The organism is Thermoplasmatales archaeon, from assembly GCA_014361195.1.
Classification (GTDB): Archaea; Thermoplasmatota; E2; order UBA202; family JdFR-43; genus JACIWB01.
Genome location: JACIWA010000001.1, coordinates 209,317 through 228,005, shown reverse-complemented (window position 1 = coordinate 228,005; position 18,689 = coordinate 209,317). Strand labels below are relative to the sequence as shown.

The following is an 18,689-nucleotide window of genomic DNA, read 5'->3' as shown; positions in this document are numbered from 1 at the left end:
GCAAAATATTATATATTACTTATATTTTCATTTCAGATGGCTAAAGGAATTTATCACTATCTCAGAAATACATGGAAAAAACCTGACACCTCTTATAATAGCCCGCAATGGAACCGCCTCATAGAATGGAGGAAAGGAGGAGCGATTGTAAGAGTAGATGCACCCTTGCGGTTGGATAGAGCAAGAGCTCTTGGCTATAAAGCAAAACAGGGTTTTATAGTTGTGAGGGCAAGAGTAAGGGCGGGAGGAAGAAGAAAAGAGAGACCAAATAAGGGGAGAAAGCCTTCAAAGATGGGGGTTAATAAGATAACTCCTAAAAAATCTATAAAAAGAATAGCGGAAGAAAGAATAGCAAGAAAGTATCCAAATATGGAAGTTTTGAATTCATATTGGATAGGCAAAGATGGAAAATATCACTATTATGAAGCAATATTAGTGGATAGAAGTCATCCTGTTATAAAAAGTGACAGGAAAATAAACTGGATTTGTGATGAAAGAGGACGTGTTTTCAGAGGCAAGACATCTTCGGGAAAGAAAGGGAGGGGCTTAAGAAATAGGGGCAAAGGAGCGGAAAAAGCCCGCCCAAGTGTAAAAGCAAATAAAAGGAAAGAATAAATAATTAATTTTTATATATTTTTATGCCAATTGCCATTTGTCCAAATTGTAAGGGAGAGTTTATAGTAGAGGATGAGATAACAGGTAAATGCCCATATTGTGGGATAGAACTTTTATTTAAGGGGAAAGATGAATTTATTGGGAAAATAGATATAGAAGAAATAGAAAGGAGGGTAGATGAAATTACAAAATTGGAATGGAAGAAAGAGGAAAAAGATATAATAAAATTGGTTGATGAGGAATATTTTTCAAAAATAGAAGAAGAAATTGATGAATTATAGGGAGAATACCCATACTTCTTTATTTTCTGGCAGATCTTCTTTTGTTATTTCTACTTCATTTGCTACATATACTACTTCAATTTCCTCAATTAAATCAAGGAATTTATCCAATCTATCAATTGGTAGGGATAGTCCTTCTATTTTATAATGCATTGGAACAATAACCCTTGGATTTATTTTTTTACTCATTTCAAGAGCTTCTTTTGCATTTATTGTAAATGTTCCTCCAACAGGAATAAACAAAATATCCACATCTCCTATCTCTTTTATCAATTTCTCGTCTATTTCTCCTATATCTCCTAGATGGCAAAAAATTATTTCATCATATTTAATTTTGAAAACTGTAATCTCTCCTCTTTTCCTTCCCTTCTCCTTATCATGATATGATGAAAAGCTCTCAATTTCTATCTCCTCAAACTTTTTCCCGCTCCTTAAAACAATGCTTCCTTCCTTTTCAACCAATTTTGCCTGATTATGGTCAAAATGATCATGTGTAACAAGTATTATGTCCGCTTTGATGCGGGGTGAGGGGATGCCGATGGATACGCCGTCATGCGGGTCAATGATTATTGTTTTGTTGTTTGAGATTGAAAAGCAAGAATGGCCATGCCATCTTATCCTAAGCATTTTCTCCTCCTTAAAAATCCAAAAATTCCTTTCTTTTTATAAGGAATGTTTTCATGCCATTTTTTTCCAAACCAGAGTTTTGGCTTATTTCCCATCAGGACCGCAATCTCTTCTTTTTCAGCTGAATCTTTTTCATAAAATATTTTTGCTTCATGCCATATCTCCATTATCTTAACCTTTGCCTTTCCATCCTCTATTTCAATAATAGAATTTTTTGAAATGTCCTCAATTACTTCAGCTTCTATATATTCAACTATTTTCCTGGCTTCTTCCTTCCATTTTTCAATTTTTGACTTGCTTATATTTGTAGCTAAAGAGAGTGATTCGCTGTTTGAAAGAATAAGCTCTTCAACACTTTTAATTCCCGCCTCCCTCAACTTTTTTTCATAAACAATACCTATACCCTTTATATTCTTCAGATCCATTTATTTATAATCAAAATCCTCTATAAAAACATGTTGCTGTCTAAATGCTTTTATTTCCTCAATACTAGGAATTTCTATCCTTGCTTTTTTCCTGCCCTTATTATATTTTTCCTTACCAACTTCTTCAATTATTTTCCTTCCTTCTTCCCTTATTTCATCCAGTTTTTCATTTACTCTATCAACAGTATCTCTCAAAATAAGAGCCATTGCCACAAGAAGATTTTTGAAAAATACAGGAAATCCTTCAAAAACTATATCTCTTTCTGGAACCCTTATCCTCCACTCAGGCTCTTCTCTAAATTCACTAATCGCGATACCCATACCCGCTTCAAGTGCATCTGAAAATGTTGGGTCAAGTTGAATCCATTCTCCATCCACATAAAGCTCCGCACATCCATGCAATGAATCAAGAAATCCAAGCATTTCATATGTCTCCCTTATTATAGGGTCATCCTTTATCATCAAATCAAAAAGCTCCTGTGTTGGAGCAAGTGCATACAGGCGATATCTCGCCTTGATCCCGCCCGCCCTCGCCAGCGCAATCAGCAGGTTCATTTGATCCAGGCATACTCCACCTTTGCTCTTCAGCACTCCAAGAGCCCCCACCATTGGTTTAAAAACAAGATATTTTTCATTTTTTACAAAATAGAATATCGATTTTGCATATTCATAAGGCTCTTTCTCATAAGCTCCCAGTTTTTTTGCAAAAGCTCTTATCTCTGGAGCATCACACTCACACATTCTTGTAGGGCGAAGATATTTTTCATTCCTTACAGGTGGCAAATCTTTGAAATCATCTTCTTTCAAAATTTTTGTGCTGTCATACATGCTTTCATCATCTAAATGAGCCCATGGGTTTCTATGCATATAAAGCCTTTTTTTCCATGCCTTCAAATTTCTTGCTAATGCTTTAGGATTTCTCGCAATTGCATAAAAAAGGGGCAAAGATGTTTTTACAAAATTTTTCAGAAGGGGCAAGGGAATAAAATCTCCTCTATCTGTAATTTCCATAATATCACCTCATCTCCTCCGCTATTATTTCCCGCATTAAATTTCCGCAACCCTTGCTTTCTTCACCTTTTGCCCTTTTTATTTCTCCTTCTATAACATATCCACTTCTACCGCATTCAGGGCAACTTTCAAGCAGTTTTAGCTCATCTCCTGTAATTATAAATCCAGGATAGCTATTTGATGCAGGATCAAGGAAGATAAATCTTCCTTCTCCACAATTGCTAATCTCATTATTTTCATCAATTATCATTGGATAAATCCATGGAGGAATATGCTTGTATCTCTCTTCGCATTCGAGAGCAAGTCCATTCATTTCTGACATTCCATAAACATCTCTATAATTGTTTATATCTATTCCAAAAAATTCCTCTATCCTTTTTGCAAATTCCTCCGATGAAACCTTCTTGTCCTCATATATCTTCCAACCCCCTCCAGTTATAATAACTGAATCTTTCGGAAGATTTAAATAAAATCCCTCTTCCTCCATTAAATTCATTAAATCATTTAATTGATATGGAAACGTAAGAATATAAACTTGCTTTCTCTCTTTTTCAATTTCCTTCAATAAATTTATAAGCCTGAGTTGTCCTTTTTGCATTGCTTTTTTAATAAGCATAAATTTAAGTTTGTCCCCTATTCCTTTTACTTGTCCAGATAATATGCGAACTATATCAATTGTTAATGCCCTCTCTGTTAAGAAATGTCTGTCTTTTTCATTGAAAATTTTTGTTCCTTCAGAAATCCATCTTCCCATGGTAAGATGTGTTTTTATTGGCCCGGGATATACAAATTGAGCATTATCCCTTGGTTTTGCTATCGAGAAAAGAAGGGTCTTATCCGCTGAATAGAACATTCTTTTTGTTGTTATCTCATCTCTGAACATAAAGCTGAATTTCCCTGATGTTCCTGATGAATGGGTTACAACCCCGTTTAATTTTTCTTCCGCCCATGTGAGAAAATCTTGAAGAGATTTTCCATTGAAATCATATTTTCCTATATCTACAGAACAAACTCTATAAAGCCATTCATATAGCTCTTTAGGATTTTCTGAAGGATAACTTTTGAAGAATTTATCTTGCAGTAATGGAATTTTACTTAAATCTTTTTCACCTTTTATATTTTCCATGCTAACATTGTTTTCCCTGCAATATTTCTGATAAAAAAGATTTTTTGAATAATGGTAATTGAAAGCTTCCTTTATTGCATCTAACCTTAATTTATTTATCTTCTTTTCCTCATAAAGGAAATAATCATCGAGTCCATAAATTATTTCATCTACTTTTTTCCATTTTTCCTCCTCTAAATAAAACTCTTTCCTCAGATTTTCCATCAGATACATGTTTTTTATTCCAGAAATAAATATAATTTTTCTCTAAAAAAAAATTTATTAAAATTAAATTCTACTTAAATGACATCCAGAAAGGTTTTTTCATCTTATTTTCTTTCATACTCTTTAAAAATTCCGCTGTTTCTTTTCCGATTTTTGATAGCTTATATCTTTTCTCACTATCCTGCTCAAGAACTCCATCATCTTTTAATTTTTTAAGATGAAAGCTGAGCTTTGGATTATCATCTATTCCTATTTCCTGTGCTATTTTTGTGAAAGGATAACTTCCTCCATCTGAAAGCAAACTTATTATTTTTCTCCTTATATAATTTGATATTGATTCTGAAAATATTCCCAGATGTATATCTATTATTAAATCTTGCAAAATCTGTCTTTCTTTTGCATCTACTTTTTCAAAATTTGCAGATATTATAATTTTTGAATTCTTTGAAGCACTTTTCTTGTTAAGCCAATCAAGAAATTCTCTTGTAGCCAGAAAATTATTATTGTTCAAAATATATTCAAGATTCATGAGCAGAATAACACCATTCTCTTCCATATTTTCTTCTAGTTCTTTTTTAATTTCTTCTATTTTTCTTGGCTTTAACTCCCTTTCAAGGGGGATAATTTTTATATTTTGAGCACCTTTCAAAGCATTAAATTCCCTCGCTATGCATATTCCCTTTCTTTCTTTTGCCAGATTTAAAAATATATCAATGTAGTCCTCTTCATGAAATTCTTCCATTTTCTTAAATTTTATATCCTCTATAACCGCCAATATACTTTTTTCAAGTTCCTCAAAATTAAATGGCTTTCTTATGTAATCACTTGCCCCTTCCTTCATTGCTTCTATAGCGGTATCTACAGTTGCATATGCGGTTATCATTATTACCGGCAAAAACTCCCTCCTCTTTTTTATCTCTTTCAGTGTTTCAATACCATCCATTCCTGGCATTTTTATATCAAGAAATACAATATCCGCCCTATCAATTTTTTCCAGGCATTCCTTTCCACTTTTAGCGGTATTAACCTTATAGCCATATACTTCAAGAGATGTTTTCGCCGCTTCAAGAATTTCCTCATCATCATCAACAAAAAGTATTTCCTTTATCATATGCATCCCAAAACTATGTGAAATCTCGCACCTTTTCCAATCTCGCTCTCCGCCCATACTCTTCCGCCATGCGCCTCGACAATATTTTTAGCTATCGCAAGCCCCAGCCCCGCCCCCCCGTTCTTGCCCCTGTAGAATGGTTCAAAAATTTTTTCGAGCTCCTCACCTGGTATGCCACTTCCAGTATCTTCTATTATTAGATGGGCATAATTCCCTTCTTTGAAGCCCCTGACGAAGATTGAGCCCTTGGGGGGAGTATATTTTACCGCATTTGATATCACATTCTTTATTGCTTTTTCAATCAATTTTTTATCACCTTTTGCATATAATTTTCCTATATCTATATGAACTTTCTGTTTTTTATCTTTTATTGTTTCTTCAAGCTCGCTGATTATGTTTTCAATAATTTCTTTAAAATAAAATTTTTCCTTCCTAAGCTCTAAATCCTGCATTTCTACAGAAGGAATATGAAGCATATCATCAATGATTTTTATCAGTCTGTCTATATTTTTTGACATTTTTTCCAGAATTTCTTTCTGCGATTTTGTCAATTTTCCGAGCTTTTCTTTGCTTAACAAATCATTATATGTTTTTATTGCGGTAAGAGGTGTTTTTAATTCATGTGCCATTGTATCAATAAAAGTTGATTTCATTTTGTCAAGCTTTGCTTCAGAAAGTCTTTTATATGCCTCTTCAAGCTTTTTCTGCCTTTCAATTAGCTCTTCCAGCGATTTTTCTCTGCTAATAAGTGTTATTTTTTCTTCTTCAAGAATTTTTTCCGGGAGTTTCTTTATAAAATCATATCTATACATTTCTTCCTTTATATTGCTTGGCAATTTTCTAAAATTTTCTGTTAATTTTTTGTCCGCATTTCTTCCATAAATTTTAAAAAAAATTGGATAGCATTTATCAAGAAAATCTATATATTTATCCTCTCTTTCATTTTCCCCGAAGGAATAAATTTTGTGAAAAATTATCTCCCCTTTCTTATTTATTTTAATTCCTTCTATATCAACAGAAATTCTTATTTCCCTTATTTCGTCCATGCTGCAGTTCCTTATCAATGGCTCCATAACTAACTTAAAGAATGCAAATGGGATAAACCATTTAACTACCTTTTTATCTATTTTTTCTATTTCATCTCTTATTTCCTCGATTATCTTTTCATAAGGCACAAATGTGGAATAAATCTCAATAAGTTTTGTTATTAAATATAAAAATCCTTCTGCAATATTCTCTTTTTCTATTTTATCAATATTTTCTTCAATTGTTTTTATCTGCAATTTTTCATCCATCCCTATATAGCTTCCTACAAGAGAAGGATATAAACTTGTTGTCTCATCCAAAATATTTTTTATGCTTTCTATTCCTATTAGAGGAGATATCTTACCTATTAGGTAGTTTGATAATTTCTGAAAGCTTCTAAGCATTGCAACATCTTCACGAAGCAATATTTTATATTCCTCTTCTCCCTCACTTTTTATAGAAGAGATTAAGATTTTCTGCCCAATTATTATCGTTAATTCTACAATTAACATGAAAGAAGGATAAACTATTATCCACTCTATTGGTAAAGAATGAGCGAATTCGAATATGGAATAAATAAAAATTAGTGGGATGAGTAGAAGTGAGAGGATAAAAAATTTTAAGTATTTTTTTCTGTAACTTGCATATACCTTTATCGCAAAATATATTATCAGAAAGGATAGGAAGATATTAAAAATGTTCAAGAAAAAAATCATATTTTTAGCCCCCTCCATGCAATATATATTTTTATTACTGCATAGCTCAGGATAATTAAAGCAATGGAGATAAGGGAATAGGAAAGCAACCTTATTTCATATATATCAGAGCCGATAAAAATCCATGGTGAAAGGAAAAAAGAATATGCTATAAGCATTATCAGACATGCTATGAAAATAAGGTTTCCAACCCTTACCTTTATCAATTTCATTATTTTAAGAAAATAAATGTAGGAAAAGATGGGCAGAATAAGGGAAGCTAAGGTTATTATTCCGAGCAGGAGCTGAAATATATGCATGAATAAAAAAGGAAAGAGGTTTAAAAAATTTAGCTATATCCTCCTATCTTCAATGTTGGGTCTCCGAGCAAAGTCCATTCCTGCACCGTCTTGCAGTCAATTTCATTTTTCATAACCGGGAAATTTGCAACATAGTTTGCTATTGCCTGTGAATGAATTTCTCCGAGTATGCTCCTCTTTTCCTGTCCATATAGGCGGAAGAATTCTATATCAATCCATCCTCCTAGGCCCTGTATGCAATCAGGTATTCCATCCTTGTTATAGTCGCCAACCAGTCCATAGCCAAGTCCTGTACAGCCAATGCTTGCTATTGCACCTCCATCTATTTTTCTAACAATCCATTCTCCAAAGCATCCAGGGCTCCATTCAGATTTGTAATATGTTTCATATAATTGCTTAATTTTCAGCAAGTTGAAAATGCTTACATTGAATTGGCTGTTGTGGCAACCACCTATAACACAAACTGGGTACATATCCTTATTTGAGAATTGCGGGAACTGCGTAACATCTATCCCAATCCATGTGCTCTCGTCATATGGCGGATGCGTTGCCCAGCTCATCGGATTGCCATGCCCCTCAAAGTTCAGGAAGCCACATCCATTGCTTACCGCATTAATTATATCATCTGCTTTGCTGAGTGTGCCAGTTGAAGTATATAATTTTAATCCTTCAAAACCACTCATGTATTCTAGAGCTTTTTCTGTGCTTACTTCACCATCAAAATATGGATCGGTCTCATATGGAAATGTATCACCCGCAACAACAACCATCTTTTTGAACCATTCCTTGCCCGCTTGATTTTCAGATTCATATTTAATTATTTTTTCAATAACAATTTTTAGCTCCATTTTACTTCTGCAAGCAAGCCTGCCAACATACACATCAGGCACCAAATCAAGCTTGTCTTTTTTCATTCCCTTCCATTCCGCATATATTCCATTTCCATTGCTATCCCAGTCCTCAAAAGCGATCGAGCCATTTTCATATTTATATATATCTGCAAAATATAAGTCGCTTAAATAACCAGTTTCCCATCCACTTCTATCATCAAGATTTGTATATCTTACTGGCATAAGCCATCTTTCATTGAATATTCCTCCCTGCCTTCCTCCAACAAGCATTACATATTTTATTCCCCATTCTTCAATTGCATTCTTTATGAAATACTTCACTTTTTCTGCATCATCTCTTCCATGCACAGCGGATGGATGAGCATAAACTTCACTTAACCCTACTACTATTGTTTTTATTCCCTTGCTTTCCTTGTGTTGCTTAAAGGTGCTTAACTCATCAAGCCAAGCATCAGGAGAAATTATTAGAAAATCATATGTTGATGTTTCTGCTGGCAATGGATTTCCATCATAAGATATCCTAAGATTTATCTTATCAGTATATATGATTGAATTTTCATTAATTTCATAAATGTATGGGTGTAAGAAAACAGAGAGAATTAAGCATCTCTCTCCATTGTAAATTCCTGCAAGAATTCTATAATCAACAAAATTATCTGGAAATCTTTCTTCACTGTATATATCTCCTTCTTCAATTAAAATTCTTCCAGTTGTTAAAGCTTTTGTGAAAAATGGATATGGCTTTACCTTGTTATCAATTTTTATCTTATTTATATTTCCCGTTGAAAATTCCACATTTATCTTTGTTCCAGCTGGGAATTTAAATATTTCAGTTTTATATGGCAAAATTGGGTAGCCTTCCATCATAAAAGAATTCATTCCATTGCCTGAAACAACCAGGTATTTTCCATCTCTGGAAATTTCTGGTTCAGAAAAGTAAAATGTTTTTTCTATTGAATTGCTTGTTTTTGTTTTTATATCTTTGTATCCTGCGAGAGTTGCACTCATTACACCGCTTACTAAAAACAGTCCTATTATCCCCGCAATAATTATCTTCTTCATGTCTAATGAATGGATAAAGGATATTAAAAATTAACGCTTGCAAAATTTTGCAAGAGGGCATTCATTGCATTTTGGCTTTTTTGCATTGCATGTATATTTTGCCATAAGCCAGAAAAGAGCAGCAACTTCTTCTTTATTTTCAATTTTTTCCCAAGGAAAAATATTCTTCAATTTCTCCTGTATCTCTTTATAGCTAGAGCTTTCATCAGCAAGCCCCAATCTTATTGCAATCCTTCTCATATGAGTATCTACAACAAATGCATTTTCATACCCATATATTGAAGAGACTATAACATCCGCTGTTTTTTCTCCTACTCCAGGTATTTTTAAGAGCTCCTCCCTTAGTTTTTCCTTTGGCAAATTATAAACCCAGTCCATCACTCCATTCCATTTCTCGCATATGTAGCGAGATGCTTCTTTAATTCTGCCCGCCTTCACCCTGTGGAGGCCCCCTCGCTTTAGTGCGGATGCAATCTCATTTTTGCTTGCATTTGCTAATATGCTTGGCATTAAATCAAATTTTTTACTTAAACTTATGAATGCTCTTCTTGTATTTTCTGAAGAAGTGTTCTGAGAAAGAATTGTAAAGATGAGGAGCTTATAAGGATCTTTTTTTATTTCCTCAAAATTTATGTCATCTTTCCACCAATACTTTTTGTATTTCTTTAACTCTTCTAAAATTTCATCTGTTAGCTTCATTTTCTCACAATTGAAACAAGGTATGCAATAAATGCTTCTAGCTGAATTCTTTCATTACTTCCTTCAACAATCCTGAATTCCACTTCTCCAATTCTATCAATCAGCTCTGCTTTAAGCCTTTCATTTATTGGAAGATCAAATATTGCGGAATGAAGTCCTTTTACTATATCTTCACCAGATAATCCATCTTCCATAAACATCTTATCTAGCTTTTCTCTTGCCATCAAAAAATCTTTTTTAATGAGAGCAATTTCCAATAACTCGCGAGCACTTTCCGGCCTAAGAACAGATGTAACCCTGTATATTATATCTGAATTTATCTCTTTTGATACATTTGAAGCAACCTGCAATATATTTATTGCCTTTCTCATATCTCCATTTGCAACATATATAAGGGATGCCATTCCATCTGGCTCAATTTCAATACCTTCTTTTTCCGCTATTTTCCTTATATATTTTTCCATATCCTCTCCTTTTATAGTAGAGAATCTGAAAACAACACACCTTGACTGAATTGGCTCTATAATTTTACTGCTATAATTGCAGGAGAGAATAAATCTACAAGTAGCGGTATATCTTTCCATTATTCTCCTCAACGCAGCTTGTGCATCAGGAGTGAGAGCATCTGCCTCATCCAGGAAAATTATTTTGAAGGGGGCATTGCTTATTGGAGCTGTTCTTGCAAAATTTTTTATTCTGCTTCTTACAACTTCCAAACCACGCTCATCGCTTGCATTCAGCTCCGCAAAATTTTCTCTCCATCTCTCACCATATAATTCCCTGGCAATTGCAATTGCACAGGTTGTTTTCCCTGTTCCCGCAGGCCCAGCAAAAAGCAAATGGGGTATGCTACCGCTTGCTACATATGCTTTCAAGCTCTTTACTATATTTTCCTGCCCGACTATTTCATCGAGCCTGTTTGGTCTGTATTTCTCCGTCCATATCATTTTATCGCCCTTTTCTTTGATTCAATTGTTGCATCCTTATCAAGGCGATGGTCGATTCTCAAATCTATGTGTATTCTTCTTGCTCCCATTTCAACAATTGCTTCATAAGATCTCTTTACTACTTCAAAAATTTCATCAATATTTTTTGCTTCTATTGTTGTTGCCATTGCTCCAGTTTCATGCTTAAGTCCTCTTTTTTCTATCTCCTCTATTGCTCTTTTAACATATTTGCTCACTGATATACCTTCAGATGTTGGAAATATTGCAAATTCCGCAATAATCATCCATTTTAATGCGATAAAAGTTTAAAAACTTTTTATTTTTGAAATTGCTCGAAAATAGAAAATTTAAATAAGGTCTTTTCATCGCTGTCTTTATATATCTCTAAAATATTGATCTTTATCAAAAGGAGGCAGAAAAAATGAAAAGAAAATATGTAATATATGGGCTGATTTTGGTTGGGTTAGTGATAGCTTTGAGCTGTGTAAAAGAAGCAAGAGCAGACACTGGCAACACCATTGAGGTGAGCCAGGCTGCCCAGCTTACCACCAGTGCCTACCATGACCGCAACCCGAGCTTCTTAAAGGCCGCGGATGGGACGTGGTGGGTGTTCTTTGCCAGAGGCAGAACTTCTCCCGCGCCTTCCGATCCGGACACGGACAAATATGACATCTGCTACGTCAAATCCACCGACAACGGGACGACCTGGAGCGAGGGATGCTTGCCTTCGATTCCAGATGGAGCGCTGGGTTCACATGGTGCGTTCACCCCTGCTGCCTTGCAGGACAGCAGTGGCAAAATCTGGGTTTTCTATGCGGCGAACGGGGTAGGTATCTACTATTTCATCTCCGAGGACAATGGTCTCACCTGGGAGGGCCCAACGGCGGCCTTCACGGGTACCACCATTGACAACCACATGGATGCTTTGGTAGATAACGATGGCAAGATCTGGGTCTTTTACATGGACTACAGCAACAAAGGAATCCATGCGCGCTACTATGACGGGGTTAGTTGGTCATTGCCAGTGCTGGTGGGCGATCCGTTGGACTATACCTACACGCCACGGGCTTTACAGGAGGCAGATGGCACTTTCCGCGTGGTGTACGGCGCCGGGCCGCCGCTGAGCATTTACCTGGCAACCTCGTCGGATGGTCAGACGTGGTCGAGCACACTGGTCATTGATACACCCAATGATGACTACGATCCAGTCTTGGTAAAAGATGGCGAAACCTGGCGGCTGTTCTTTGCTCCCTACATTCTTGCGCAGGATCACCAATGGTTGATGACTATTTCCTCGACGGATCTATCTAGCTGGTCCGATCCTGTATATGTTACTGCAGGAAGCTATGGCTCAAACAAGTGGTGGGACTTTTATCCCGAGGCGGTAACGCCATCGAGTATGGTGCTGTTCTTCACCTCGATGAAGAATGGGACAGAGCGTGGTGACTGCAACATCTGGATGTACAAACCAGTAGGTTGGGATCTGTCCAACAACCACTTTGAAGCCATCCAGCCTGCCATTGACTTCGCCAGCGCAGGCGACACCATCTATGTGTCGGCGGGGACTTACGTAGAAGTGGGGCAGATCGTTATCAGCAAGAACCTGACCATCATTGGTGAAAACAAGGAAACCACTATTATCAAGCCGGCACAGGATACCGGTGGAACCGGTGACGCCCGTGGATGGTTCCTGGTACAGGATGGAAAGGAATTCAACCTGAGCAATGTGACCCTGGATGGAGAAGGCAAGAATGTTAGTCAGGCTATCCGTTCCAAGGGCAGCGGCACCATTCATAACAACATCATCAAGAATATCGGCTACTCGCAATATGTCGGTTGGGGTATAGTGGTCATGGGCAATTACAACATGGTGGTAAGCAACAATACCCTTACCAATATCCAACGCATTGGGATAATGGCGTTTGGTAGCGGTGTTACCAATGCAGAGTTTACTGGAAACACCTACATCGGCAAGGGCGAGGGCGACTGGCTGGACTACGGCATTGAAATTGGTGGGGGTGCCAAGGCTACTATCACCGGCAACACCATCACGAATTGCAAGGGCGTAGCCTCAGACGGTTCCAAGTCCGCGGGCATTCTCGTGACCGACTACTATGAGCCTGGCACAGAAGCCACCATAACGGGCAACACACTCACCGGTAACTACTATGGCATACATGTCGGTTATCTCACTAATGACACGAGTGTCGTGGTAGCCAATTACAACAGCATATCGGGCAACACCTATGGCCTAAAGCAGGTCGGAGCTGTAGAGGTCGATGCAACCTACAATTACTGGGGCCATGCAACTGGACCATATCATCCAACTTTAAATCCAGATGGGCAAGGAGATAATGTAAGTGATAATGTTGATTTCTATCCATGGTGGGAAACACCCACCGGAAGCATTCCACCAGAAACAACATTAACAATTGGAGAACCTTCCTACGAGGATTATTGGATAACTTCATCTACTCAAATAACTTTATCTGCAACAGATGAAGGAAGTGGAGTAGATAAGACATATTACAGGATTGATACTGGCTCATGGCAAGAATATACCACTCCATTTACAATTACAGAAGAAGGAGAACATACAATTTATTATTACAGCATAGATAAGTCAGGATGTGAAGAAGAAGAAAAATCAAAAGTTGTTAATGTTGATGATACTCCACCAGAAACAACATTAACAATTGGAGAACCTTCCTACGAGGATTATTGGATAACTTCATCTACTCCAATAACTTTATCTGCAACAGATGAAGGAAGTGGAGTATATATAACATATTACAAGATTGATGATGGGGATTGGACAGAATATGTTGAGCCATTTACAATTACAACAGAAGGAATGCATACAATTTATTACTATAGCATTGATAATTTAGGAAACACTGAAACAGAAAAATCAATAGTTGTTTATGTTGATGATACTCCACCAGAAACAACATTAACAATTGGAGAACCTTCCTACGAGGATTATTGGATAACTTCATCTACTCCAATAACTTTATCTGCAACAGATGAAGGAAGTGGAGTATATATAACATATTACAAGATTGATGATGGGGATTGGACAGAATATGTTGAGCCATTTACAATTACAGGAGAAGGAGAACATACAATTTATTACTATAGCATTGATAATTTAGGAAACATTGAAACAGAAAAATCAAAAGTTGTTAATGTTGATGATACTCCACCAGAAACAACATTAACAATTGGAGAACCTTCCTACGAGGATTATTGGATAACTTCATCTACTCCAATAACTTTATCTGCAACAGATGAAGGAAGTGGAGTATATATAACATATTACAAGATTGATGATGGGGATTGGACAGAATATGTTGAGCCATTTACAATTACAGGAGAAGGAGAACATACAATTTATTACTATAGCATTGATAATTTAGGAAACATTGAAACAGAAAAATCAAAAGTTGTTAATGTTGATGATACAAAGCCAACAAGCAATGCAAATCCAATTTCACCATACTGGCAGACAACGATCTTAACAATTACCGCCACCGCAAGCGATGATGGATGCGGTGTAGGAAGTGTTGAGCTCTGGTATCGCTATTCTGAGGATAATTCAACATGGGGAGCATGGACATTATTTGGAACAGATAATATTCCACCATGGCAATGGGTGTTTAACTTCCCAGCAGGCAATGGATATTATCAATTCTATACAAGAGCTAAGGATAATTTAGGAAACTATGAAGATGCACCAGCAATTCCGGATACAATTTGTGCGTTTAACAATGAGCCACCAGTAACAACTTGCTCATGCCTTGGACCACTTGGAACAAATGGATGGTATATTGGACCAGTTACAATTTATCTGTATGCAACAGATCCACAAGGAGTTGCATATACAAGATATAGAATAAATGGAGGAGAATGGCAAATTTATACTGGTTTAATACATGTTTCAACAGAAGGGCTTTACACAGTTGAATACTATTCAGTTGATATTCCTGGAAATGAGGAGCCAGTTAAATCCTGCAGCTTTGGAATTGCATATTCAATGCCAATAACAACTTGCACAATAGATGGAATAATGGGTGAAAATGGATGGTATGTAAGCAATGTGCAGATTAACCTGGTAGGCGTTGCTTACATATGCGGAGTTAAAGAAACATATTATCGCATTGATGGAGGAGCATGGCAGAATTATGTTGGACCATTTACATTTACATCAGAGGGAACACATACAATAGAATATTATTCAATAAGCAATTCTGGAATAGTTGAAACACCAGCAAAGATAACTGTCTTTAAGATAGATAAAACAGCGCCAACAGTTAAAGTAATATATCCAAATGGTGGCGAGGTATTAGGAGGAACAATAACAATAAGATGGACAGCAAGCGATAATATAGGAGTTGCAAGCATTGATTTGCTATATAGCGCTGATGCAGGCTTAACCTGGAATTTAATAGCAAGCAATATTCCAAATACTGGTTCATACAATTGGAATACCGCTGGCTTACCATATGGAAGCAACTACATGATTAAAATAATTGCAAAAGATATTGCTGGAAATAAGGCAAGTGATACAAGTGATGGAACATTCACAATAACAGCACCAACCCCACCAACAGTGAGCATAGTTAAACCAAGAAATGCATTGTATATCTTTGATAGAGAAATAATTCCATTGCCAATGCCAGTAATAATAGGAGGAATAACAATTGAAGCAACTGCAAGCTCAACTATAGGCGTTGCAAAAGTAGAATTCTATATTGATAATGTTCTTAAATCCACAGATACAAGTGCACCATATTCATGGACATGGGATGAAAGAGCAATAGGAATGCATGAGATAAAAGTGATTGCATATGATAGCAGTGGCCAGACAGCGGAAGATAGAATAAGCGTAACCATAATAAATCCTAAACCCTCTTCCCTTTTTCTTTAAATTTTATTTAGTTTTTAATTTTTAATAATTTCTCTTTTAGCTGGCACACCATGCAAATTTCCTGTGAGGAGGGAATTGAGCATATCTTGCATTTTTTAAGTTTTGCTGGCTTATATTTTTCTGAAAGGAATGGCTCAATTTCATAGTAGCTTTTCAATATGCTGTGCCTTGTGCCAGGGTGATTTGTCTCGAGTTGCATTATTATGTTGCGATATCTAGCTCGCATTGCTCTTATTGCGTAGGGGCATTCGTGTTCGCTTATTTCAATTCCATTCAAAAATGCATATAAAGCTATTTCTTTTTCAGGAATTTCTATGAGAGGAATGATCCTTGGAACATATCCAGGCTGGACTTTTTTATGAGGAGCCATCCTTGCCATTCTTTCCAAATCATTTCTTACAAAATTCATCAGTATTGTTTGAGATATATCATCTAAATTATGGCCAGTTGCAATTGCTTTTGCATCTATTTCAATTGCTTTTTTGTTAAGGCAATATCTCCTGAAAACACCGCAATATGTGCATTCCCCCAATTCATTTCTCCTTCTGCTTATTTCATCCAAATCAAATCCAATTTCTTCTTTAAAAGAGATGATGTGATGAGGTATGCTTAATTCATTGCATAATTTTTTTGCAATTTTTAATGTTTTATCTCTATATCCTTTTATTCCTTCATCAACACTTATTGCATGCAATTCCCTTTTCCTGTGCTTCCCTATTATTTTCCAAAGAATATAGCATGCAACACTGCTATCCTTTCCTCCAGATAGAGCAACCGCAATTCTTCCTTCTGGCAGACCCTGCTTCCTTATTTCCTTTTTAACCCTCCTTTCAAAAAATTCAATGAAATGCCCTTCACATAGATATGTGCCATTATATCTTATGAATGTTATTGCTTTATTTTTGCATTTTGTGCATTTCACGAAGGTAAATAAGCTTTTATATAATTTCTTTTTTATTTTTATGCAGATAAAAGCTAAAAGAGGAAAAATTTTGAGATGCAAGGGATGGAGGCAGGAAGGATTGCTGAGGATGCTTGAAAATAATCTTGAAAATGCTGAAATTCCAGATAAGCTAATTGTTTATGGTGGCTCTGGAAAAGTAGCGAGGAACTGGGAATGCTATCATAAAATTGTTGAGAGTTTAAAAGAAATTGAAGAAGATGAGACATTGCTTATTCAATCAGGTAAGCCAGTAGCAATTTTTGAAACAAGGAAAGAAAGCCCACTCGTCCTTATAGCAAATTCAAATATTGTGCCAAAATGGAGCAACTGGGAAAAATTCTATGAGCTTGAGCAACTCGGGCTGATAATGTACGGGCAAATGACCGCTGGCTCCTGGTGCTACATAGGCACACAGGGAATAATTCAAGGAACATATGAAACATTTTCAGCATGTGCAAAAAAGCATTTCAATGGCTCTCTCAATGGTAAGGTTGTCCTCACTGGAGGGCTCGGCGGGATGGGGGGAGCGCAACCTCTTGCAATAAAAATGAATGGAGGGGTTGCTCTTGTTGTGGAGTGCGATGAGAAGAGGATTGAAAGGAGAATAAAGGCGGGATACTGCGATGTTAAGACAGATGATATTGATGAGGCGATTGAAATTGTAAAGAGTGCTAGGGAAGATAAAGAAGCTGTTTCTGTTGCATTACTCGGCAATTGTGCTGATGTTCATCCTGAGCTTGTTAGGCGGGGAATAAAGCCTGATGTTGTTACTGATCAAACTTCTGCACATGATGCTTTGAATGGATATGTTCCAAAAGGATATTACGGGGGTAATTTAGAAGAGGCATTTGAATTGAGAAGGGAAAATCCGAAGAAATACATAGAGCTTTCCATGAAATCAATGGCGGAGCACTGCAAGGCAATGCTTGACTTCAAGAAAAATGGTTCGATTGTTTTTGATTATGGAAATAATCTCAGAGGGCAGGCATATGAAGCGGGTTTAAAAGATGCCTTTAGCTATCCTGGATTTGTTGTTGAGTATATTCGTCCGATGTTTTGTGAGGGGAGAGGGCCATTCAGATGGATTTCTTTAACTGGCAATGAAAATGATATACTGATAACTGATGAGCTTGTGATGAAAATTTTTCCAGAAAATGAAATATTAAAAAATTGGATTAGGAAAGCGGAGGAAAATCTCCCATGGGAAGGCCTGCCCGCAAGAGTATGCTGGCTTGGATATGGTGAAAGAGATAAGTTTGCTCTCGAAATCAATAGGCTTGTAAGGGAAGAAGTAATTGGTCCAATTGGAATTTCTCGCGACCATCTTGATGCGGGTAGCGTTGCATCTCCTAATAGGGAAACAGAAAAAATGAAGGATGGAAGCGATGCAATTGCGGACTGGCCATTGCTTAATGCATTGCTCAACTGCTGTGCGGGGGCGGATAGCGTTGCAATACATAATGGAGGGGGTGTAGGAATTGGCCTATCCACTCATGCGGGAATGATTGTGATATGTGATGGGAGCAGGGAGAGTGATGAAAGGATAAAAAGAGTTTTCAAAACTGACCCTGGCCTAGGAGTCGTAAGGCATGCGGACGCTGGCTATGAAAAAGCAATAGAAATGGCAAAAAAGTTTGGAATAAAAATGCCAATGCTATAAATCAATTTAAACTATTTTCTCTCAATTTTTCCCCTTTTATTATCCTTATTTGTTTTTGAATTTGCAGGTGATTCAATAACTTCTCTGTTTGACTTCCTCATTTGCGGGAGCTATAACTTTAATTTTTAAAATTTCTCCTTCCTGCAAAACCTCATT

Annotated in this window: 16 protein-coding genes; 4 read left to right on the top strand and 12 right to left on the bottom strand. The window is 36.5% G+C overall.

What is annotated here, in order from left to right:
• The first annotated feature begins 36 nt into the window (after positions 1-36).
• Together H5T44_01100 and H5T44_01095 are read left to right on the top strand one after the other, a co-directional pair.
• The gene (locus tag H5T44_01100) at positions 37-615 is read left to right on the top strand and encodes a 50S ribosomal protein L15e (GenBank protein MBC7080843.1); all 579 of its coding nucleotides are present in this window, start codon (positions 37-39) and stop codon (positions 613-615) included.
• Positions 616-638: 23 nt separating this feature from the next.
• Positions 639-896 (top strand): hypothetical protein, encoded by a 258-nt coding sequence (locus H5T44_01095; GenBank protein ID MBC7080842.1) that lies wholly within the window; start codon positions 639-641, stop codon positions 894-896.
• Here the strand turns inward: H5T44_01095 and H5T44_01090 are convergent.
• The 11 genes from H5T44_01090 to H5T44_01040 form a co-directional block, all read right to left on the bottom strand.
• On the bottom strand, positions 891-1,523 hold the full coding sequence (locus H5T44_01090) for an MBL fold metallo-hydrolase (GenBank protein ID MBC7080841.1): 633 nt from the start codon (positions 1,521-1,523) through the stop codon (positions 891-893). The two genes, H5T44_01095 and H5T44_01090, sit on opposite strands and share 6 nt — an antisense overlap.
• On the bottom strand, positions 1,511-1,948 hold the full coding sequence (locus H5T44_01085) for a hypothetical protein (GenBank protein MBC7080840.1): 438 nt from the start codon (positions 1,946-1,948) through the stop codon (positions 1,511-1,513). The genes H5T44_01090 and H5T44_01085 overlap by 13 nt, the downstream gene beginning before the upstream one ends.
• Positions 1,949-2,959: a transglutaminase family protein gene (locus tag H5T44_01080; GenBank protein ID MBC7080839.1), complete on the bottom strand. Its 1,011-nt coding sequence runs from the start codon at positions 2,957-2,959 to the stop codon at positions 1,949-1,951.
• Between the two features lie 4 nt (positions 2,960-2,963).
• Positions 2,964-4,298 (bottom strand): hypothetical protein, encoded by a 1,335-nt coding sequence (locus H5T44_01075; protein ID MBC7080838.1) that lies wholly within the window; start codon positions 4,296-4,298, stop codon positions 2,964-2,966.
• A 61-nt stretch (positions 4,299-4,359) separates the two neighbouring features.
• Positions 4,360-5,400 (bottom strand): response regulator, encoded by a 1,041-nt coding sequence (locus H5T44_01070; protein MBC7080837.1) that lies wholly within the window; start codon positions 5,398-5,400, stop codon positions 4,360-4,362.
• Complete coding sequence (locus H5T44_01065; protein ID MBC7080836.1) at positions 5,397-7,142, bottom strand: HAMP domain-containing histidine kinase; 1,746 nt, start codon at positions 7,140-7,142, stop codon at positions 5,397-5,399. The genes H5T44_01070 and H5T44_01065 overlap by 4 nt, the downstream gene beginning before the upstream one ends.
• Complete coding sequence (locus H5T44_01060) at positions 7,139-7,441, bottom strand: hypothetical protein (protein ID MBC7080835.1); 303 nt, start codon at positions 7,439-7,441, stop codon at positions 7,139-7,141. The genes H5T44_01065 and H5T44_01060 overlap by 4 nt, the downstream gene beginning before the upstream one ends.
• A 29-nt stretch (positions 7,442-7,470) precedes the next feature.
• On the bottom strand, positions 7,471-9,354 hold the full coding sequence (locus tag H5T44_01055; GenBank protein MBC7080834.1) for a hypothetical protein: 1,884 nt from the start codon (positions 9,352-9,354) through the stop codon (positions 7,471-7,473).
• A gap of 30 nt (positions 9,355-9,384) precedes the next feature.
• Positions 9,385-10,053: an endonuclease III gene (locus H5T44_01050; GenBank protein MBC7080833.1), complete on the bottom strand. Its 669-nt coding sequence runs from the start codon at positions 10,051-10,053 to the stop codon at positions 9,385-9,387.
• The gene (locus tag H5T44_01045; GenBank protein ID MBC7080832.1) at positions 10,050-11,000 is read right to left on the bottom strand and encodes a replication factor C small subunit; all 951 of its coding nucleotides are present in this window, start codon (positions 10,998-11,000) and stop codon (positions 10,050-10,052) included. The genes H5T44_01050 and H5T44_01045 overlap by 4 nt, the downstream gene beginning before the upstream one ends.
• Positions 10,997-11,284 carry an MTH1187 family thiamine-binding protein gene (locus H5T44_01040; protein MBC7080831.1) on the bottom strand — a complete coding sequence of 96 codons (288 nt, stop codon included), beginning with the start codon at positions 11,282-11,284 and terminating at the stop codon, positions 10,997-10,999. The genes H5T44_01045 and H5T44_01040 overlap by 4 nt, the downstream gene beginning before the upstream one ends.
• A gap of 137 nt (positions 11,285-11,421) precedes the next feature.
• Between H5T44_01040 and H5T44_01035 the strand changes: the two genes are divergently transcribed.
• A complete protein-coding gene (locus tag H5T44_01035) occupies positions 11,422-15,930 on the top strand; it encodes a right-handed parallel beta-helix repeat-containing protein (protein ID MBC7080830.1) in 4,509 nt (1,502 codons plus the stop codon).
• 7 nt (positions 15,931-15,937) lie between these two features.
• On the opposite strand, the gene H5T44_01030 is transcribed toward H5T44_01035, so the two are convergent.
• A complete protein-coding gene (locus H5T44_01030; GenBank protein ID MBC7080829.1) occupies positions 15,938-16,852 on the bottom strand; it encodes a TIGR00269 family protein in 915 nt (304 codons plus the stop codon).
• A gap of 40 nt (positions 16,853-16,892) precedes the next feature.
• On the opposite strand from H5T44_01030, the gene H5T44_01025 reads away from it, so the two are divergent.
• On the top strand, positions 16,893-18,533 hold the full coding sequence (locus H5T44_01025; protein ID MBC7080828.1) for a urocanate hydratase: 1,641 nt from the start codon (positions 16,893-16,895) through the stop codon (positions 18,531-18,533).
• Positions 18,534-18,689 lie beyond the last annotated feature (156 nt).

What these genes read in the sequence shown, in the direction of transcription:
- H5T44_01100 (MBC7080843.1), top strand. Translation starts at nt 37, where the DNA reads ATGGCTAAAGGAATTTATCACTATCTCAGAAATACATGGAAAAAACCT.
- H5T44_01095 (MBC7080842.1), top strand. Translation starts at nt 639, where the DNA reads ATGCCAATTGCCATTTGTCCAAATTGTAAGGGAGAGTTTATAGTAGAG.
- H5T44_01090 (MBC7080841.1), bottom strand. Translation starts at nt 1,523, where the DNA reads ATGCTTAGGATAAGATGGCATGGCCATTCTTGCTTTTCAATCTCAAAC.
- H5T44_01085 (MBC7080840.1), bottom strand. Translation starts at nt 1,948, where the DNA reads ATGGATCTGAAGAATATAAAGGGTATAGGTATTGTTTATGAAAAAAAG.
- H5T44_01080 (MBC7080839.1), bottom strand. Translation starts at nt 2,959, where the DNA reads ATGGAAATTACAGATAGAGGAGATTTTATTCCCTTGCCCCTTCTGAAA.
- H5T44_01075 (MBC7080838.1), bottom strand. Translation starts at nt 4,298, where the DNA reads ATGTATCTGATGGAAAATCTGAGGAAAGAGTTTTATTTAGAGGAGGAA.
- H5T44_01070 (MBC7080837.1), bottom strand. Translation starts at nt 5,400, where the DNA reads ATGATAAAGGAAATACTTTTTGTTGATGATGATGAGGAAATTCTTGAA.
- H5T44_01065 (MBC7080836.1), bottom strand. Translation starts at nt 7,142, where the DNA reads ATGATTTTTTTCTTGAACATTTTTAATATCTTCCTATCCTTTCTGATA.
- H5T44_01060 (MBC7080835.1), bottom strand. Translation starts at nt 7,441, where the DNA reads ATGCATATATTTCAGCTCCTGCTCGGAATAATAACCTTAGCTTCCCTT.
- H5T44_01055 (MBC7080834.1), bottom strand. Translation starts at nt 9,354, where the DNA reads ATGAAGAAGATAATTATTGCGGGGATAATAGGACTGTTTTTAGTAAGC.
- H5T44_01050 (MBC7080833.1), bottom strand. Translation starts at nt 10,053, where the DNA reads ATGAAGCTAACAGATGAAATTTTAGAAGAGTTAAAGAAATACAAAAAG.
- H5T44_01045 (MBC7080832.1), bottom strand. Translation starts at nt 11,000, where the DNA reads ATGATATGGACGGAGAAATACAGACCAAACAGGCTCGATGAAATAGTC.
- H5T44_01040 (MBC7080831.1), bottom strand. Translation starts at nt 11,284, where the DNA reads ATGATTATTGCGGAATTTGCAATATTTCCAACATCTGAAGGTATATCA.
- H5T44_01035 (MBC7080830.1), top strand. Translation starts at nt 11,422, where the DNA reads ATGAAAAGAAAATATGTAATATATGGGCTGATTTTGGTTGGGTTAGTG.
- H5T44_01025 (MBC7080828.1), top strand. Translation starts at nt 16,893, where the DNA reads ATGCAGATAAAAGCTAAAAGAGGAAAAATTTTGAGATGCAAGGGATGG.